This is a genomic window from Cupriavidus necator N-1 (genome assembly GCF_000219215.1).
GTDB lineage: Bacteria > Pseudomonadota > Gammaproteobacteria > Burkholderiales > Burkholderiaceae > Cupriavidus > Cupriavidus necator.
In genome coordinates, this window is sequence record NC_015724.1 from 38,380 (window position 1) to 55,208 (window position 16,829).

Annotated in this window: 14 protein-coding genes; 11 read left to right on the plus strand and 3 right to left on the minus strand. The window is 65.0% G+C overall.

Annotation, left to right across the window (positions count from 1 at the left end; genetic code table 11):
* The first annotated feature begins 141 nt into the window (after positions 1–141).
* From CNE_RS36870 to aceE, 7 genes are all read left to right on the plus strand, one after another.
* Positions 142–1,101, plus strand: coding sequence for a pirin family protein (locus tag CNE_RS36870; protein WP_013954134.1), 960 nt, complete (start codon positions 142–144; stop codon positions 1,099–1,101).
* Positions 1,102–1,377: 276 nt separating this feature from the next.
* Positions 1,378–2,328: a VOC family protein gene (locus CNE_RS36875; RefSeq protein WP_013954135.1), complete on the plus strand. Its 951-nt coding sequence runs from the start codon at positions 1,378–1,380 to the stop codon at positions 2,326–2,328.
* 107 nt (positions 2,329–2,435) lie between these two features.
* On the plus strand, positions 2,436–3,299 hold the full coding sequence (locus tag CNE_RS36880; protein ID WP_013954136.1) for a fumarylacetoacetate hydrolase family protein: 864 nt from the start codon (positions 2,436–2,438) through the stop codon (positions 3,297–3,299).
* Positions 3,300–3,331: 32 nt separating this feature from the next.
* Positions 3,332–5,107, plus strand: a complete 1,776-nt coding sequence (locus CNE_RS36885) for an FAD-dependent oxidoreductase (RefSeq protein ID WP_013954137.1) — start codon at positions 3,332–3,334, stop codon at positions 5,105–5,107.
* A 66-nt stretch (positions 5,108–5,173) separates the two neighbouring features.
* Entirely contained in the window at positions 5,174–5,965 is a 792-nt protein-coding gene (locus CNE_RS36890) for a GntR family transcriptional regulator (protein WP_013954138.1), read from the plus strand.
* Between the two features lie 236 nt (positions 5,966–6,201).
* Positions 6,202–6,780: an acyloxyacyl hydrolase gene (locus CNE_RS36895; protein WP_013954139.1), complete on the plus strand. Its 579-nt coding sequence runs from the start codon at positions 6,202–6,204 to the stop codon at positions 6,778–6,780.
* 269 nt (positions 6,781–7,049) lie between these two features.
* On the plus strand, positions 7,050–9,728 hold the full coding sequence (gene aceE, locus CNE_RS36900) for a pyruvate dehydrogenase (acetyl-transferring), homodimeric type (RefSeq protein ID WP_013954140.1): 2,679 nt from the start codon (positions 7,050–7,052) through the stop codon (positions 9,726–9,728).
* A 28-nt stretch (positions 9,729–9,756) separates the two neighbouring features.
* Here the strand turns inward: aceE and CNE_RS36905 are convergent, their stop codons facing one another.
* Both CNE_RS36905 and CNE_RS36915 read right to left on the minus strand, forming a co-directional pair.
* Positions 9,757–10,719, minus strand: coding sequence for a LysR family transcriptional regulator (locus CNE_RS36905; RefSeq protein ID WP_013954141.1), 963 nt, complete (start codon positions 10,717–10,719; stop codon positions 9,757–9,759).
* A gap of 472 nt (positions 10,720–11,191) precedes the next feature.
* Entirely contained in the window at positions 11,192–11,899 is a 708-nt protein-coding gene (locus CNE_RS36915; RefSeq protein ID WP_013954143.1) for a TetR/AcrR family transcriptional regulator, read from the minus strand.
* Between the two features lie 212 nt (positions 11,900–12,111).
* On the opposite strand from CNE_RS36915, the gene CNE_RS36920 reads away from it, so the two are divergent.
* The 4 genes from CNE_RS36920 to CNE_RS36935 all read left to right on the plus strand — a co-directional run bounded on the left by CNE_RS36920 (position 12,112) and on the right by CNE_RS36935 (position 15,883).
* Positions 12,112–12,432 carry a hypothetical protein gene (locus CNE_RS36920; RefSeq protein WP_013954144.1) on the plus strand — a complete coding sequence of 107 codons (321 nt, stop codon included), beginning with the start codon at positions 12,112–12,114 and terminating at the stop codon, positions 12,430–12,432.
* A gap of 151 nt (positions 12,433–12,583) precedes the next feature.
* Positions 12,584–13,381, plus strand: a complete 798-nt coding sequence (locus CNE_RS36925; protein WP_013954145.1) for a citryl-CoA lyase — start codon at positions 12,584–12,586, stop codon at positions 13,379–13,381.
* On the plus strand, positions 13,378–15,021 hold the full coding sequence (locus CNE_RS36930) for a class I adenylate-forming enzyme family protein (RefSeq protein WP_013954146.1): 1,644 nt from the start codon (positions 13,378–13,380) through the stop codon (positions 15,019–15,021). The genes CNE_RS36925 and CNE_RS36930 overlap by 4 nt, the downstream gene beginning before the upstream one ends.
* A 22-nt stretch (positions 15,022–15,043) precedes the next feature.
* Complete coding sequence (locus CNE_RS36935) at positions 15,044–15,883, plus strand: dioxygenase family protein (protein ID WP_013954147.1); 840 nt, start codon at positions 15,044–15,046, stop codon at positions 15,881–15,883.
* Positions 15,884–15,901: 18 nt separating this feature from the next.
* Here the strand turns inward: CNE_RS36935 and CNE_RS36940 are convergent, their stop codons facing one another.
* Positions 15,902–16,756: an IclR family transcriptional regulator domain-containing protein gene (locus CNE_RS36940; RefSeq protein WP_013954148.1), complete on the minus strand. Its 855-nt coding sequence runs from the start codon at positions 16,754–16,756 to the stop codon at positions 15,902–15,904.
* Between the last annotated feature and the right edge of the window lie 73 nt (positions 16,757–16,829).

Here is a 16,829-nt window from a genome sequence, read left to right on the forward strand (position 1 = left end):
ATAGTTCAGGAAACCCTCGGCGGGCGTTCGGTCGGAGGAAACATGGTGTTCGGTGTCGCATCGCTACCGGCTGCGCCGGCCACCCGGTAATCTGGTCCGCCTCCCCACCAGCGCGCCGTCGTCAGCGGCAAGGAGTACATCATGAGCAACACCATGGCGGAAGCCACGGCTTCGCTGTCGAGCGACTGTGCGCCTTGCCCCGGTAAGCCGGTCTTGGAGCGTATCCCGACGCGCCCGGCGGAGGTCGGCGAAGGCCTGGTCATCCACCGTGCCTTGCCCAACCGGCAGCGGCGCATGGTTGGCGCGTGGTGCTTCCTTGACCATGCCGGGCCGATCGAATTTCCTGACGGCCAGGGGCTGAACGTGGGGCCGCATCCACACATCGGTCTGCAAACCTTTACCTGGATGATCGAGGGTGAGGTGCTGCACCGCGACAGCCTCGGTTACGAGCAGCTGGTCAGGCCGGGGCAGGTCAACCTGATGACGGCGGGCAACGGTATTGCCCATGCGGAGCATTCGGTAGGCACCGGCGGCCGTTTGCACGCCGCCCAGCTCTGGATTGCACTTCCGGAAGACAGGCGGCACATGGCACCGGCATTCCAGAACTATCCGGACCTGCCGAGCGTGACGTCGGGCGGGTTTGACATCACTGTGCTGGCAGGAACAGCGTTCGGCCAGACCTCTCCCGTGGCCGTGCACTCGCCGCTGGTCGGCATGGACCTGGCGACCGGGCAGGCCGCCAGCACGGCTGTTCCCGCCGATCCTGCCTTCGAATACGCGGCGCTCACGCTGAGCGGTGAGGCGGTAGTTGAGGGCGAGGTGCTGGGTCCTGACACGCTGCTCTACCTCGGTACCGGACGACAGCAGATTGCAGTGCGCAGCGATGGGGCGGCCGAATTGCTGCTGATTGGCGGGGTCCCGTTTGGAGAGGGGATCGTGTTGTGGTGGAACTTCGTTGCGCGCAACGCGGCTGAGATAGAGGCCGCCACGCATGACTGGAACAGCGGCTCCAGCCGATTTGGCGAAGTTGCCGGGGATGTCGGTGCACGCCTGGTTGCGCCTGACGTGACGGGCATGCACCTCAAACCGCAGCGGCGCTGAAGCCTGGTCGCCGCGTACCGGGGCCGCATGCAAGTGCGGGCCCGGTGATTTTCACGTCGCATCACTCTCCCCACCCATCTGGGCCGGATGGCCGTTCCCCGCCCGTTGCCGTGCTTTACGGCATTCGGACGCCGGTCTGCGACCGATGTCCATAGATATGCAAAACTTGTTTTTATATATTTTATTGGCTAGTATAGCTTCCAAACCGAAGCCAGACGTGCGTGCAGGGTAGGGCAGGCACCGCGCGGCAAGTCATAAGAACGACAGGAGACGAGGATGAATACGAACGGAGCACAGCCAGGCACCGCTGCAGCCGGTCCGAGGTACGCGGTCCACTCGATCGACCACTATGCACTCGAAGTGCCGGACCTGGCCGTGGCAGAGCACTTCCTCGATGCATTTGGGCTGACGCTACGCCACAACGCGGGCTGGCTCGAAGCCTATGCCACGGACGGGCATTGCTGGGCGCGCTTCCATGAAGGCGAGCACAAGCGACTGGCCTATCTGAGCTTCAATTGCTATGCCGAAGACCTGGCGGGCATCCGCCAGCAACTGGCCGATGCCGGCGCGGCGTTCGTAAATGACGCACCCCATGGACAGGCCGGAGGCATCTGGTTCTTCGATGCCGACGGCAATCTCGTACAGGTCAAGGCCGGCCCGAAGACGTCGCCCGATGCCAAGATCAAGGCCGGGCTGGAAAGCACGCCAGCCGGGCAGCGCGGCGCCCTGGTACGCAGCCAGGTGCAGAAGGTACATCCGCGCCGGCTCTCGCATGTGCTGCTGTTCTCGCCCAACGTGCCGAACTTGGTTGCGTTCTATCGCGACGCACTAGGGCTGCGCTTGTCTGACCGCTCGGCCGATATCATCGCCTTCACCCATGCCCCGCACGGCTGCGATCATCACTTGCTGGCATTGGTGAAGAGTTCCGCCAAGGGCTGGCACCATGCCGCCTGGGACGTGGCCAGCGTAAACGAGGTGGGGCAGGGCGCGGCCCAGATGGCCAATGCTGGCTACACCCGTGGCTGGGGCACCGGGCGCCACGTACTGGGTTCGAACTACTTTTTCTATGTGCTGGATCCCTGGGGCTCGTTCTGCGAGTTCTCGGCGGATATCGATTACATCCCCGCGGGCCACGACTGGCCCACAGGCGACTTTGCGCCGGAGGACTCCCTCTACCAGTGGGGGCCCGACGTGCCCGACTACTTCATCCGTAATACGGAAGCCTGAGGCGCTGGCGCGCAGCGGCGTTTTGCATTTCCTTTCTGAAAATATATTTTCAGTTGATCTTTATATCGTAGGCCGACGGGCTGCGATCATTCCCCGGAGCTTGAAGCATGAAACTTGCAACCTTTTTGCTGGATGGCCGTGCGCGCGTTGGCGTGGTGTCTGCAGATGGTGTACTGGCCCTGCCTGAAGCGGCGGGCAACGATGTCTGCGCGCTGGTTGCCGTTGGCACGGACAGCGAGCGTTGGCGTGCCCTGTACGCACAGGCCACGCCGGTGGCCGACGCTGACAGCCTGACATGGCTGCCGCCCGTGGGCCGTCCGCCCAAGATTCTGTGCGTGGGGCTGAACTATGCCGACCACACCAAGGAATCGCCTTACGAGCAGCCGGACTATCCGACACTGTTCTTGCGCGTGGCGACCAGCCTGGTGGGCCACAATGGCGCGATCGTGCGGCCGCTGGTTAGCGACTCGCTCGACTACGAAGGCGAGCTGGCCGTAATCATCGGCAAGGGCGGCAGGCATATTGCCAGAGAGGAAGCGCTGGGCCACGTGTTCGGCTACTCGATCTTCAATGATGGTTCGGTGCGCGAATACCAGTTCAAGTCGCCGCAATGGACGGTGGGCAAGAACTTCGATGCCACCGGCGGGTTCGGCCCGTTTGTGGTCACCGCCGACGAGCTGCCGCCAGGCGCGGCGGGCCTGCAATTGGAAACAAGGCTCAACGGCCAGATGGTGCAGTCGGCCAGTACCTCGGACATGTTGTACGACGTGGCTTCTCTGATCGCGATCATCAGCGAGGCGATCACGCTCGAGCCGGGGGACGTCATCGTGGCCGGCACGCCGTCGGGCATCGGCTGGGCGCGCAAGCCGCAGCTGCTGATGCGCCATGGCGACGTGTGCGAGGTATCGATCGAAGGCATCGGCACGCTGTCGAACCCGATCTTCGACGAATCCGCACCGCAAGCCAGATAAGGCCGCATCTCTGCCATTCGAGGAGACAGAGCATGAAGACCATCGAAGTACCCGTCCTCGTGGTGGGCGCCGGGCCCGCAGGCCTGACCACAACTGCGCTGCTGGCAACCTACGGCGTGCGTACTCTGACCATCACCAAGTACCAGGGCACTGCCAATTCGCCGCGCGCCCACATCACCAACCAGCGCACCATGGAGGTGTTCCGCGATCTGGGCATTGAGGACCGCGTGCTGGCGCTGGCGACACCGAACGCGCTGATGAGCAACAATGTGTGGGCCACCAGCTTTGCCGGCACGGAAATCGCGCGGCTGCAGACGTGGGGCAGTTCTGAGCAGCGCAAGGCCGACTATGCGACGGCCAGCCCGTCGCCGATGTGCAACGCGCCGCAGCATCTGCTGGAGCCGGTGCTGCTGGATTGCGCCCGCGAGCGCGGCGCGGAATTCCTCTTCAACACCGAACTGACGCAAATCTCGCAGACCGCGGATGAGATCATGGCCCTGCTGACGGACCGCATCACGGGCGAAATCACGCAGGTAAAGGCGCGCTATGTTGTGGGCGCGGACGGTGGCGCCAGCACGGTGGTGCCGCAGTGCGGCTTCGAGATGGAAGGCCAGATGGGGCTCGGGGCAGCGGTCAACTGCTGGCTAGAGGTGGATCTTGCCAAATTCTGCGAGCATCGTCCTGGCGTACTGTACTGGATGACCCAGCCGGGCAACGACTACTGGGTGGGTAGCGGTACGTACATCTGCGTGCGGCCGTGGAATGAATGGGTGCTGCTCTTCATGTACGACCCGGCACGGGGCGAGCCCGACCTCAGCGAAGAGGCTGTAATCCGACGCGCGCGGGCAACCATTGGTGACGACTCGCTGCCCATCCGGGTGAAGGCGGTCAGCAAATGGCAGATCAATCATGTCGCGGCGAAGGACATGCGCAAGGGCCGCGTGTTCATCGCCGGAGACGCTGCCCACCGGCATCCGCCCGCCAACGGGCTCGGCACCAATACGTCGATCCAGGACGCGTTCAACCTGGCCTGGAAGCTTGCGCATGTAATCCGCGGAAACGCTGACGACAGCCTGCTCGACACCTACTCGGCCGAGCGCCAGCCGGTGGCGCGACGCGTGGTTGACCGGGCGATGCAGTCGGTCCGCAACATGCTGCCGATTGCCAAGGCGCTCGGGTTTGAGCCTGGCCAGAGTGAAGCGCAGGGCTGGCAGAACGTTGACGAACTCTTCGGCGATACTGAGCGGGGCCGCGAGCGGCGCCGTGCCTTGGAGGAGGCGGTCAGGCTGCAGAATTACCAGTTCAACTGCCACGGCGTGGAAATGGGGCAGGTCTATGCTTCGGATGCCGTGGTGTCCGATGGCCGGCCCCGGGATCCCTACACGCGGGACCCGGATCTCTACTATCACCCGAGCACTTCGCCAGGTGGTGTCGTTCCTCACGCATGGCTGGAGCTTAGCAAGGAGCGGGTCTCCACCCTGGACCTGGTGGGGCACGGTCGCTTTACGTTGCTTACCGGTGTCGGTGGCGCTGGCTGGCGTCGCATTGCCGCAGACGTGTCAGCCGCGCTCGATATCGACATCGAAGTCGTCAGCATCGGGGGGCCGAACTGCGATGCACACGACGTCTATGGCACCTGGAGCGAACTGCGCAGCATCTCGGATTCCGGCGCGATCCTGGTGCGGCCGGATCGATTTGTCGGCTGGCGGCGGGAGAATATCGATGCGCATGCGGCGCAGGCGCTGGAACATGCGATCCGGGACATACTCGGCCGGCCCGACCAAGCCGGCCGCCGCCAGGCCGCGTAGTTCCTGCAGTGGGCCTCGCAAAATATATAATAGTGGCTACTATTTATCATCCAGCGAGGCCGTACCGTGCCGAGAACCAAGTCAGCCACGACCGTAGCGGGCGAGGCCGCCATCTCTTCTCCGGAGGCACCGGACCTGGGCGGGCGCACCTGGGCTTCCGTCCTCGAACAGAGCGTTCGCGAAGACATTATCAACGGCAAGCTGCCGGCCGGCAGCAAGCTGCGCCTGAAGGAACTGGCTGAGCGCTATCAGGCGGGTGTCATCCCGCTGCGCGAAGCGTTGTCGCGGCTGTGCACGACGGGCTTCGTGCTGGCGATCGACCAGAAGGGCTTTCGCGTGGCGCCGCTGTCCGCAGACGAGTTGCTCGACATCACGCGCGTGCGGCAGCAGATCGACACCAGCGCCCTGCGCGACGCGATCGAGGCAGGCGATATCGGCTGGGAGGCGGAGGTGGTCGCCGCTCATCACCGGCTGACACGCATTCCGATGGTGCTGCGCGGCAAGGACGGGTCCCTCAACCCTGAATGGGAAGAAGCGCACGCCGCGTTTCATGAGGTGCTGGTGTCCGGCTGCCGCTCGGCGTGGCTGCGGCGGTTCTCGATCGTGTTGCGCGACCAGACCGCGCGATATCGTTTCCTCTCGCTCGCGGTGCCCAAGGCGGCCCGCACGCGCGACGTGGCTGCGGAGCACGAGGCCATTGTCAACGCTATCGTTGCCCGCAACGCGCGGGAAGCATGCCGGTTGCTGGGAGGGCATTTCCAGGCCACCACGGACCTGGTGCTGAAATACCTGGAGCAGCAGAAGACGAAGCCGGCCACGGCACGCAAGCCGGCGGTGGCAACCGAGCTGGCTACCTGAGGCATTCGCGCGCAGCCGGCCGGCAAACAAGCAGAACCCACAAATCCGCCAATCGCTCGCAAGGCACGCTTGTCTTGCGGGCGATTTGCATTTGGGCATTGTTCTCGCGCTGGAACGCAGTGTTCGCCCCGGGCGGGCTACCGCATAACTGTGCCGCTGCTATCCTCGTTCGCCGTGAACCGAGAAGCCATGGTGGCGTCGGAACGTCGTGCGGACACCGCTGCCGAGAGAAGGAAATGCCAGTAAACAAGCAAACGAAACGACGCGGTCTTTTGCAGGCTGCAGCCGCATTTCCCCTTGCGGCGTGCCTCGCAATGCTGCCTGTCGCGGCCGGCGCGGCAACATTCTCCATGCAGGCCGGATACGGTCGTGACAACGGTCACGGCGTTGAGAAGTACGAAGTCGCCGGGCACTGGGAGGACATCGTGCAATGGCAGTTGTCCAGCCGCTTCTCGCTCGCCCTCGACGGCGAGGTGAATATCGCCAACTGGCGAGCCCTGTCGCGCGAGCCATCCAGCCAGCTGATGGAGTTCGGGGTGTCGCCGATCTTCCGGCTGAACTATGACGGCGAATATGCCTCGCCGTATCTCGAAGCGTCAGTGGGCTTTCGCGTACTGAGCCACACGGAGATCGCCGACGGGCACCGCATGGGCTCGGCATTCCAGTTTGCAGATATGGTCGGTGTGGGCGTTGCGTTCGGCAAAGGGCGGCGCTTTTCAGTGGGCTACCGCTTCCAGCATCTGTCCAATGCCAGCATCAAGGAACCCAACCCGGGGACAAACTTCAGCATGGGCTACGTGCGCTACCGCTTCTGACAGGCCCTGCGCCACGCCTGGCAGATTCGCGATTGCCAGCAGGCGTGCAGGCAGCGTGAGCTCTGGGTGTTCGACTTAACGGATCCGAGCGGACCGGGCTGAGCCAGGGCTCGGCTTGCCAGTGTTTCCCAGGGGGAAACACCGCGTTCGCCGATCCTTGCCTTACCGTGACAGGCAGCCAGTGCTAGCCTTGATGCCCCACCCGGTTGGCCCGAAAAACATGGCCGCCCGGGCACTTCGGCCAATCCTTGCCTCACAGGAGTTCAACAATGGCGCAAGCACTGCCCAATTCCCGCAACGACGATATCGACGCACAGGAAACTACGGAATGGCTGGACGCGCTCGACTCGGTCATTGCCTATGAAGGCGCCGGGCGTGCGCACTACCTCATCGGACAGCTGATCGAGCATGCGCACCACGTTGGCATCTACCTGCCGTTCAGCGCCAACACGGCCTACGTCAACACCATTCCGCTCGATGCACAGGCGCGCAGCCCCGGCGACCAGGACCTGGAGCACCGCATCCGCTCCTACATTCGCTGGAACGCGATCGCGCTCGTCCTGCGGGCTGCGCGCGATACCAATGTCGGCGGCCATATCGCCAGCTTTGCCTCGGCGGCGACGCTGTATGAGGTCGGCTTCAACCACTTCTGGCGTGCCTCGTCCGAACAGCGTGGTGGCGACCTGGTCTTCTTCCAGGGGCACTCGTCGCCTGGCTTCTATGCACGGGCCTTCTTGGAGGGCAGGCTCACCACGGAGCAGATGGACAACTTCCGCCAGGAGGTGGGCGGCAAGGGCATCTCGTCGTATCCGCACCCATGGCTGATGCCGGACTTCTGGCAGTTCCCCACGGTCTCGATGGGGCTGGCGCCGATCATGGGCATCTACCAGGCCCGCTTCATGAAGTACCTAGAGGATCGCGGATTCGGCCAGCATGGCGGCCGCAAGGTATGGGTGTTCTGCGGCGACGGCGAGATGGACGAACCCGAGTCCCGCGGCGCGCTGGGCATGGCCGGGCGCGAGAAGCTGGACAACCTAATCTTCGTCATTAACTGCAACCTGCAGCGCTTGGATGGCCCGGTGCGGGGCAACGGCAAGATCATCCAGGAGCTGGAGTCCGAGTTCCGCGGCGCGGGCTGGAACGTCATCAAGGTGGTCTGGGGCAGTAAATGGGATGCGCTGCTGGCGCGCGACAAGGCCGGCATCTTGGCACGTCGGATGATGGAATGCGTCGACGGCGATTACCAGACCTTCAAGGCGAAGGATGGCGCTTACGTGCGCGAGCATTTCTTCAACACGCCGGAGCTGAAGGCACTGGTGGCAGACTGGTCGGACGACGATATCTGGGCGCTCAACCGCGGTGGCCACGATCCGCACAAAGTCTATGCCGCGTACCACGCAGCCGCGACGCACCAGGGCCAGCCGACCGTGATCCTGGCTAAGACGATAAAGGGCTACGGCATGGGCGAAGCCGGCGAGGCGCAGAACATCACGCACCAGCAGAAGAGCATGCGGGTGGAAGCGCTCATGCATTTCCGCGACCGCTTCAAGCTGCCGTTGTCCGACCAGCAACTGGACGAGCTGCCGTATCTCAGCTTTGAGGAGGGCTCGCGCGAGCATACCTACCTGCACGAGCGGCGCAAGGCGCTGGGCGGCTATCTGCCGGCGCGGCGCAGGCGAGGGCCGTCGTTGCCGGTACCGGCGCTGTCGGCCTTCGATGCGCAGCTCAAGGCCAGCGGCGAGGGACGCGAGTTCTCCACCGCGATGAGCTTCGTGCGGATCCTCAACACGCTGCTGCGCGACAAGGCGCTTGGCCGTCGCATCGTGCCTATCGTCTCCGACGAATCGCGCACGTTTGGCATGGAAGGCCTGTTCCGGCAGATCGGCATCTGGTCGCAGCAGGGGCAGACCTACACGCCGCAGGATGCGACGCAGCTGAGTTTCTACAAGGAATCGAAGGACGGGCAGATCCTGCAGGAAGGCATCAACGAGGCCGGCGCCATGGCGGACTGGATCGCCGCCGCCACGTCATACTCGACGCATGGCGAGCCGATGATCCCGTTCTTCATCTTCTATTCCATCTTTGGCTTCCAGCGCTTCGGTGACCTGGCGTGGGCCGCCGGCGACCAGCGTGCGCGGGGGTTCTTGCTGGGCGGCACGGCGGGCCGGACCACGCTCAACGGCGAAGGCCTGCAGCACGAGGACGGGCACAGCCTGGTGTGGGGTGGCACCATTCCCAACTGCGTCAGCTACGACCCGACCTTCGCCTACGAACTGGCGGTCATCATCCAGGACGGCCTGCGCCGGATGGTGCAGGAGCAGGAGGATGTGTATTACTACATCACCGTGATGAACGAGAACTACGAGCATCCGGCCATGCCGGAAGGCGCGGAAGCAGACATCCTGAAAGGAATGTACCTGTTCCGGCGCGGCAAGGACGACCGCGAAGACGGGCCCCGCGTGCAACTGCTCGGAGCCGGCACAATCTTCCGCGAGGTCATTGCGGCGGCGGAGCTGCTCGAACAGGACTGGGACGTGCAGGCCGATCTCTGGGGTTGCCCGGGCTTTACCGAACTGGCGCGCGAAGGCAATGCGGTGGCGAGATGGAATCTGCTGCATCCGGGCACGGCCCCAAGGCGTTCGCACGTGGAGCAATGCCTGGCTCCGACGAAGGGCCCGGTGATTGCAGCCACCGACTATGTCCGCGTGCTGGCCGACCAGATCCGTCCGTTCGTGCCGCGTCGGTACGCTGTGCTGGGCACCGACGGCTATGGCCGCTCAGACACGCGCGAACAACTCAGGCACTTCTTCGAGGTGGACCGGTACTGGATCACACTGACCGCGCTGAAGGCGCTTGCCGATGAGGGCGCGTTGGACGGTGCGGTTGTGCAGCAGGCGCTGCACAAGTACGGCATCGATCCGGAGAAGCCGTATCCGCTGGGCGTCTGAACCGACCCCGCCGCAGGAGGGCGCTTGGTCAGACTGACAGGACCGGCTTTACGTCGAGCGTCCCCGCTGCGCTTTCGCAGCGCGGCTCCCACGGCGGCGATGATAGCGATTGCTGCAGAAACTGGATCAGCGTCCGGATCTTCTGTGAGGTGTACGCGGTGCGCGGGTAGACCGCAAAGACGCCATCGTCAATGGGCGCCTCGTCGGGAAGCACTTCGATCAGGCGGCCGGCCGCCAACTCCCGGGATACGATAAACAGCGGCAGCACGGCAATGCCATGGCCGCCCAGGGCGGCGTCGCGGAGCACCTCGCCGTTGTTTGCGGTGAACACGCCGCGTGGCGCTATGATCTTCGGTGCGGCCTGCGGGGTGTGGCCGCGGAACGCCCAGATCTGCCCGGGCGGTGAATTGCTGTAGGACAGGCAGGCATGCCTGGCGATGTCGTCGATGCTCTCAGGCAGGCCAGCGTGTGCGGCGTATTCCGGGCTGCAGCACAGGATGCGCCGGCTGACCGCCAGCTTGCGGGCGATCAGCGCGCTGTCGCCCAGGCGGGTGATGCGGATCGCCACGTCGTAGCGCTCGTATCCCGTATCCACCAGCCGGTCATCCAGCTCCATGACCACATGCAGGCGCGGATGCGCCTTGGCAAACTCGGAAATCAACGGCGAGAGCCAGAGCGTGCCGAAGCTCATCGGCGCAAGAATTCGCAATTCGCCGCACAGCTCCTGCGAGGTCTTGGAGATGCTTTCCGCGGCACGGGTGAGCTGTGCCATGGCGGCACGAGCCTGCTCGTAGAAGTGCCGGCCGCTTTCGGTCGGCTGGACGCGGCGCGTGGAGCGCTGCAGCAGCGTGACGCCCAGGCTGCGCTCGAGGTCGCTGATGCGCTTGCTGACGACGGACTTCGACAGCGCCATGTGACGCGCGGCGCCGCTGACGCTGCCGAGTTCGACGACCAGGAGGTAGGCTTCGATCTCCTCGGTTCTGAGTTGCATATGTTTGCTATCCGGATTCCGTCGGTTTGACGCGTAGGATACTGAACCGCGCTGTGACAGTGCAATCGAATGCAGCCGAGAGGCTCAGGGCGCGCTTATGCGGCTATTCTTCCTCGAACGCCTCGAAGCGGTCGGCCAGCTGGTCGATCAGCTTCCCGCCCCGCGGGCAGTAGCCCTCTGCATGACGGTAACACGGCGTGGATGACTTCCTTGCGCGGACGCCACGCCGGCAGCAAGGGCACCAGCGTCCTCTCCGCCAGCTAGTCCCACACCCTCATCACGGGAAGTTGGCAGACGCCTACACCGGCAACAGCGGCGAGGGGCATGGCGATCATGTCGCCGGTGACATAGCGAGGGCGATCGTGGATTTCGGCCTGCGCGCCCAGAGCGTTTTCCCGATGGGCTTCAAGGCAGGGTGTGGCATATCCGGCCACGTCATTCCGCCTAAAGACTGGCGAGATGCCGAATGGCATCAGGCGGCCCCGGGCGCGCCTTCTGCCACGATCAGGGCGATGGCGTCATTGACCAGCGCATCCGTTTCGCTGTCGTCCGGACGCACGCCGGTGGCCAGGGTCCGGTGCAGTACGCTGGCCAGCACCATGCCGTGGAAGAGCCGGGCGCTGACTTCCGGGCTGGCTGACAGCCGGGCGCCGGCCACTTGCTGTGTGGCGAGAAAGCCGGCGACATAGGCACAGGTTGCCGCGGGGCCACGCGTGTACCACGCATTGCCGAGAGCCGGAAAGCGTCGCGATTCCGCGAAAATGAGTCGCAGGAATGCGAGGTGGCGCTCCTCCAGCAAGGATTGCAGGAAGCTGTGTGCGATCTTTTGCAGGCCCTCTGCGGCGTTGCAGCGCGACAGGTCCAGGCTCGTCTCGGTTTTCTCGAGGAAGCGGTCGCAGAGTCTTTCCACCACGGCGACGAACAGGCCGTCCTTGCCCCCGAAATAGCTGTAGACATTGGTCTTGGAGCCCCCACACGCCTTGACGATCTCGTCGAGGCTGACGCCGTCGTAGCCGTGCTCGAGGAACATATCCGCAGCGATGCTCAGGATCAGGGCGCGCTTCTCTTCCCCGCGACGCGTCATGCGCAAAGGCGGGCGGTGAGCAGCGTTGGCGGAGGAGTCCGGTTGTGATTCCATGCAGTAGCCAGCTTTGAAAAAAAGATTGGACGCCGGCGCCATGTTCCGTGGCGCCGGGCCCCGCGCAGTCTACCAAAAGGCCGGCGGTGGAACTGGCAGCGTGAGGTACGAGGGGAGACTTCAGAAGATCCGAACGGTATCTTCTGAATCTAAGAATACCATACGGTACGGTTTAATCTATATTTCATTCCGTGAACGGCGCTTCCGGTCCAACGCGGCGGGTGCGCTGCCCTTCAGCTTTCAAGGAGCAAGTGATGAAAACGAGAATGATTGGCGCGGTGGCAATGCTGGTGATGGCTTCGGCGGCGCAGGCCTCGGTGCGGTCGCCGACGGATGGGGCGCGTGCGGCACAGGCCTCGCTGCCCGTGGCCGAGGCGTTGCAGCGCTCGCAGACCGGCCACATGGCGGACGAGCAGTTCCGAAAGATCGCCGTGCGCAAGGCAGACCCGTACTTGGATGGTGCGGCCCGCCCGGTTGATCCCGCCACCGATGGCGCGCTGCGCCAGGTCGGTCCGTTCACTGACGGCGCGCTGGCCAGGATCGTCGGTGTGGATCCGTTCACGGACGGCGCCTGACGGGCAGGCGCCGGCGCTGCGTGCAGGACGCGCAGCGCCGCGGGCGAATGACATTGCAACAGGCTTCCGACCTTGCAAAGGAATCGGCCAAAACCTAATATAATTCGTATGCCGCATTAATTTGCGTATAGCGCAAAAAAACGGAGACAACGTGACGGACACGAAACCAACCCGACCCGCCGGCCGCACCGCCATCGCCTATGTGGATACCCACGGCGTATCGGTCCATGGCAAGGACCTGAGCCAGGAAATCATCGGCAAGACGGGGTTTACGGAATACTTTCTGTTCCTGCTGACTGGCCGCCAGCCGGATGCAAAGCTGGTGGCGATCACCGATGCCTGCCTGGTGGCCATCGCCGAACATGGCCTGGTGCCCTCGGTCCAGGCCGCGCGCATGACGCTCGCCGCAGCCCCTGATGCCTTGCAAGGCGCGGTGGCGGCCGGCGTGCTGGGCTGCGGCTCCGTCATCCTGGGTGCCTCGGAGACGGCGGGGCAGCTGCTCGGAGAAGTGCTATCGGGCAAGGAAGCAGGCACGCTGGCCGAGAGTGCACACTCCGTCGTGCGCGCCTTGCGGCAGGCCCGCCGGCCCTTGCCGGGATTCGGGCATCCCACGCACAAGCTGGGTGACCCGCGCGCTCACCGCCTGCTGGCCGTTGCGCGCGAGCTCGGCGTGGCCGGTGATCACGTGGCTGCGCTGGAAGCGGTGGCCGCAGTGGTGCCTGAGTACTACAGCAAGCCACTACCGCTCAACGTTTCGGGCGCGATTCCGGCGGTATTGCTGGACGCAGGCTATCCCGCCACGGCGCTCAAGGGCGTACCGATGCTGGCCCGCGTGGCGAGCCTGATTGCCCACCTGCAGGAAGAGCGCCAGCAGCCGATCGGCTTCATCCTCTCCGATGCAGCCGAACATGCCATCACCTACAGCGCCGCGCCGGCGCAAGCATCATGAAGCCGCTCATACCCAATGCAGGCGGTGCCATGGTGGCGCCGCTCGAAGTGCTCAGGCAGTATCGCGCCCACGATTTCACGCTGGCCGATTTCCTTGCGGCGCGCGTGGAGGCGCATCCCGACAAGCCGGCGCTGCTGTTCGAAGGCGAGACCTGGACCTATCGCCAGCTTGACGCAAGGATTGCGCGCGTGGCGAGCTGGCTCGCGCAGGAGATGCAGGTTGGCGCCGGCGACCGTGTCGGCGTGCTGTCTGCAAACCATCCGTCCACTGTCGTGCTGATGTTCGCGCTGGCGCGGATCGGCGCGACGATGGTCCCGGCCAATCCCGACTACCGGCTGGACGAAGCGCTCTACGTGTTCCGGCATGCGCAGGTCTGCGGCCTGGTATGTTCGCCTGCCACGCTGGAAACCGCCGCGGCAATCGCGGCGGAGCTGGGCGGCGCCATCTGGCTGCGTGCCAACGAGAGCGGGAGTCACAATGTCCCGACGCTGGAGCAGTCGATAGCTGCCCATGCGGGTGCCTATGCGGACGGCGCCGGCAGCGCTGCAGATACTGCGCTGATCATCTACACATCCGGCACCACCGGCTTTCCCAAAGGCGCCATGCACAGTCACCGCGGCTATGTGCTGACGGCGGAGGCCTTCATCGGCCGCCTGCACTTGCAGCCAGACGAGCGCGTGATGTGCGTGATGCCGCTGTTCCACATCAATGCGCTGATGTATTCGGTCGGGGGGGCGCTTGCCTGCGGCGGCTGCCTGGTGCTTCTGCGCAGGTTCTCGGCGTCGTCGTTCTGGCGCTTCGCGGCCGAGACCGGCGCGACCGAAGTCAACCTTGTGGCCGCGGCCGGCAGCATCCTGGCCAGGCGACCGCGCGAGGAATTCGTACCTGGCCATCGCCTCTCCAAAATGTTCATTGCCCCGCAGACAAAGGAAATGGTGCAGGTGATGAAGCGGGAATTCCACGTGCCGCGCCTGATCGAGTGCTACGGCATGACGGAAATCCCCGGCGTCATCGCCAATCCGTTCAACGGCCCGCACAAGCTCGGCACCATGGGCCTGGTCTCGCCGCACCCGGACCCGGCCGTGCCGGTGCCCGAGGCGCGCATCGTCGATGACGACGGCCACGACGTGGCACCCGGCGCCGCGGGCGAACTGCTGATCCGCACCCCGACGCTGATGCAGGGCTACTATCGCGACGCCGCGCAGACCGAGGCCGCGTTCCGCGACGGGTGGTTTGCCACCGGCGACCTTGTGCGTCAGGACAGTGATGGCTACTACGTCTTCGTCGCACGCAAGAAGGACGTGATCCGCCGCAAGGGCGAGAACGTGTCCGGCGCCGAGCTCGACCGGATCTTCGGCGAGCACCCCGCAGTCGAGGAAGCGGCGGCTATCGGCGTGCCGGCAGACCTGGGCGAAGAAGAGATCCTGCTGGCGGTGCAGTTCCGCCCCGGGCAGTCGGTCGAGCCGGGCGAGTTGCTAGCCTGGGCACGGGACCGGCTGGCCGTGCACAAGCTGCCGCGCTATGTCGTTGCCGTGGATGCCATTCCGCACACCCCGACGCACAAGCCGGCCAAGCACAAGCTGAAAGCGGACGGGACCCTGTTTGCCCGCGCCACCGACATGGCCGCCGCCAGCCACTGACACAGAATCACCGGAGACAACGATGAACAACCCCGACAACCACACCCTGCAACGCGCCTTCGATGCCATGTGCGAGGACGCGCCTGGCGCGGACCCGGTCCTGCAGGCGCAGTTCCGCGTCGCGCTGAAGCACTTCCACGCCATGCTGGACGAACTGAAGCTGACCGACGAGCAGCTCTACCGGATCGCCACCTGGATGGGCAAGGTGGCCCAGCAGGATGAGCTGATCATGCTGTGCGACATGATGGGCCTGACCATGCGGGCGCTGGACCTGGCACGCACCGATGACCACGCCACGCCGCAGAACGTGACCGGTCCGTTCCCCAAGGACGAGATCGCCGAAGGCTCCAACCCGTGCCATATCGCCACGGAGGACGAGCCTGGCCAGCGGCTGGAGGTGCGCGGCCGCGTGCTGGATGCGGCCACCGGCAAGCCGGTACCGGGCGCGATGATGATCGTATGGCAGCCCAACCAGTTCGGCCGCTATGAGAACGAAGACGACTCGCAGTCGGAAGACAACCTGCGCGGCAAGCTGCGTTGCGAGGCAGATGGCAGCTTCCAGGTGTTCACCGTCCGCCCGGGTGGCTACATCATCGGGCGCGAGGATACCGAAGTGGGCGTGCTGATGAAGCGGCTGGGCCGCAACCGGCAGCGCGCGCCGCACATCCACTACCGCGTGATGCAGCCAGGCTACCGGACCCTGACATCGCAGCTGTACTTCGCCGGTGATCCGGCCAATCCGGTCGACTGCATCTTCTCAACCATCGACGACCACATTGTCGACGCGCTGCCGCACCCGGAGCGCGACGGCTACCAGCTGGTCAACCTGGATATCGTGCTGCAGCCTGAAGCAGCGCAGTAAGCCGGCGCGCGAGGCGGTTCAGGAGGCGGCGGTAATGGAGTGCGCCAGCGCCGGCGCGCGCCGGATCGCGGCCTCGATCGACGCGGCGGCTTCGCGTAGCGCCGGCAGCCGGGTGGCGACCAGTTCGTCGGCGCTGGTGCGCTCGGTTTCGGTGGAGCAGTTGATGGCGGCGATCACGCGCTGTTGCGGGTCGCGCACCGGCACGGCGATCGACAGCACGCCCAACTCCAGCTGGCTGTCCTGGATGGCATAGCCCTGCTCGAGCGCGCGTGCCAGCGCCGCGCGCAGCGCGTCGGCATCGCTGAGCGTCACCGGGGTGAATTTCTGGAATGGCGCCTTGTCGAGGATCTTGTTCTGCTGGGCCTTGGGCGCGTGCGCCAGCAAGGCCAGGCCAAGGGAGGTGCAATGGACCGGCAGCCGGTAACCCACCGAAGCGCGGAAGGCAATGCGCCGGCGGCTGGGCACATGCGCCAGGTAGACCACGCTGTCGCCGTCGAGGATGGCAAGCGAGACCGAATCGCGGAAGCGCTCGGCCACCTCCTGCAGGAACGGCTGCACGATGTCGCGCAGGTTCATCGAGCTGAGGAAGGCGGCGCCCAGCGACAGCACCTTGGGCAGCAGCACGAAGCGGCGGCCGTTGGCGCCGATATAGCCCAGCGCCTGCAGCGTCAGCAGCGCGCGGCGCGCGGTCGCGGGCGTCATGCCGGTGGCCTGCGCCACCTCGCTCAGCGTCAGTTCCGGCGTGGTCTCGGTAAAGGCCTGGATCACCGCCAGGCCCCGCGCCAGCGCCGCGACGTAGTCGCGGTGACCTTCCTCGAGCTTCGGCGGAGCGTCGTTGTCGACGGGGGCGGACGGTTTGGCGGCGGAGGTCATGGCCGTATTTTAGCCGCAACGGACCGCATGCAACACAAGGGCCGGGGCCATCGCAGGCCACCGGATCCGGGAG

Bases quoted from the DNA above. Each gene is read 5' to 3' on its own strand.
- CNE_RS36875 (WP_013954135.1), top strand. From the start codon at position 1,378: ATGAATACGAACGGAGCACAGCCAGGCACCGCTGCAGCCGGTCCGAGG.
- aceE (WP_013954140.1), top strand. From the start codon at position 7,050: ATGGCGCAAGCACTGCCCAATTCCCGCAACGACGATATCGACGCACAG.
- CNE_RS36905 (WP_013954141.1), bottom strand. From the start codon at position 10,719: ATGCAACTCAGAACCGAGGAGATCGAAGCCTACCTCCTGGTCGTCGAA.
- CNE_RS36895 (WP_013954139.1), top strand. From the start codon at position 6,202: ATGCCAGTAAACAAGCAAACGAAACGACGCGGTCTTTTGCAGGCTGCA.
- CNE_RS36930 (WP_013954146.1), top strand. From the start codon at position 13,378: ATGAAGCCGCTCATACCCAATGCAGGCGGTGCCATGGTGGCGCCGCTC.
- CNE_RS36880 (WP_013954136.1), top strand. From the start codon at position 2,436: ATGAAACTTGCAACCTTTTTGCTGGATGGCCGTGCGCGCGTTGGCGTG.
- CNE_RS36940 (WP_013954148.1), bottom strand. From the start codon at position 16,756: ATGACCTCCGCCGCCAAACCGTCCGCCCCCGTCGACAACGACGCTCCG.
- CNE_RS36920 (WP_013954144.1), top strand. From the start codon at position 12,112: ATGAAAACGAGAATGATTGGCGCGGTGGCAATGCTGGTGATGGCTTCG.
- CNE_RS36885 (WP_013954137.1), top strand. From the start codon at position 3,332: ATGAAGACCATCGAAGTACCCGTCCTCGTGGTGGGCGCCGGGCCCGCA.
- CNE_RS36870 (WP_013954134.1), top strand. From the start codon at position 142: ATGAGCAACACCATGGCGGAAGCCACGGCTTCGCTGTCGAGCGACTGT.
- CNE_RS36935 (WP_013954147.1), top strand. From the start codon at position 15,044: ATGAACAACCCCGACAACCACACCCTGCAACGCGCCTTCGATGCCATG.
- CNE_RS36915 (WP_013954143.1), bottom strand. From the start codon at position 11,899: ATGGCGCCGGCGTCCAATCTTTTTTTCAAAGCTGGCTACTGCATGGAA.